1 protein-coding gene is annotated in these 1637 nt (G+C 66.3%); it reads left to right on the forward strand.

Annotation, left to right across the window (positions count from 1 at the left end):
• Positions 1 to 1637 (forward strand): amidohydrolase (locus DID99_RS36560; protein ID WP_148094713.1); only part of this gene is annotated, 1637 nt, incomplete at both ends.

A 1637-nucleotide genomic window follows, 5' to 3' on the forward strand; every position in this document is an offset into this window, starting at 1 on the left:
GCGCGCTGCCCGGCCTGATCGACAACCACTGCCACGTGATTCGCGGTGGCCTGAACTACAACATGGAGCTGCGCTGGGACGGCGTGCCGTCGCTCGCGGTTGCAATGGACATGCTCAAGCGGCAGGTGGCGATCACGCCCGCGCCGCAATGGGTGCGCGTGGTCGGTGGCTTTACCGAACACCAGTTCGCCGAGAAGCGCCTGCCGACGATCGAGGAACTCAACGCGGCCGCGCCCGATACGCCGGTGTTCATCCTGCATCTTTACGATCGCGCGCTGCTGAACGCGGCCGCGCTGCGCGTGGTCGGCTACACGAAGGACACGCCCGAGCCGCCGGGCGGCACGATCCTGCGCGATGCCGCGGGCAACCCGACCGGGCTGCTGCTCGCGAACCCGAACGCGACGATCCTGTACGCGACACTCGCGAAGGGACCGAAGCTGCCGTTCGAATACCAGTACAACTCGACGCGCCACTTCATGCGCGAACTGAACCGGCTCGGCGTGACGGGCGTGATCGATGCGGGCGGCGGTTCGCAGAACTATCCCGACGATTACGAAGTGATCCGCAAGCTGCACGATGCCGGCGAGATGACGATCCGGATCGCGTACAACCTGTTCACGCAGAAGCCGAATGCCGAGAAGGAAGACTTCGTGAACTGGACGAAGAGCACGAAGTATCACGACGGCACGGATTATTTCCGCAATAACGGCGCGGGCGAAATGCTGGTGTTCTCGGCCGCCGATTTCGAGGACTTCCGCGTCGCGCGCCCGGACCTGCCGGCGCAGATGGAAGACGATCTCGAGGGCGTCGTGCGCGTGCTCGCGCAGAACCGCTGGCCGTGGCGCATGCACGCGACCTACGACGAAACGATCAGCCGCGCACTCGACGTGTTCGAGAAGGTGAACAAGGACATCCCGCTCGAAGGGCTGAACTGGTTCTTCGATCACGCGGAAACCATTACCGAAAAATCGATGGACCGCATCGCCGCGCTGGGTGGTGGTATCGCGGTGCAGCACCGGATGGCGTACCAGGGCGAATACTTCGTCGAGCGCTACGGTGCGCAGGCGGCCGAAGCGACGCCGCCCGTCGCGAAGATGCTGTCGAAGGGCCTCAAGGTGTCGGCCGGCACCGACGCGACACGCGTGGCGTCGTACAACCCGTGGGTGTCGTTGTCCTGGCTCGTGACAGGCAAGACGATCGGCGGCCTGCGCATGTACCCGCAGCGCAACCTGCTCGATCGCGAGACCGCGCTGCGCATGTGGACCGAATACGTGACGTGGTTCTCGAACGAGGTCGGCAAGAAAGGGCGCATCGCGGTCGGGCAACTGGCCGACGTGGTGGTCCCGGATCGCGATTTCTTCGCGTGCGCCGAGGACGACATCGCGGGCACGACCGCACTGCTGACCGTGGTGGGCGGCAAGATCGTGTGGGGCGCGGGCCCGTTCGCGTCGCACGATGCGCCGATTCCGCCCGCGATGCCGGACTGGTCGCCGGTGCGCGAGTACGGCGGCTACGGCGGCTGGGGCGCGACGCAGCGCAGCGGCGCACCGCTGCAACGCGCAGCGGCCGCCGCGATGTGTGGCTGCGCGAATGCATGCAACGTGCACCAGCATGCGCACGCGAGTGCGTGGGGCAGC

Origin of the sequence: Burkholderia sp. Bp8986, assembly GCF_003854225.1 — a bacterium.
GTDB lineage: Bacteria > Pseudomonadota > Gammaproteobacteria > Burkholderiales > Burkholderiaceae > Burkholderia.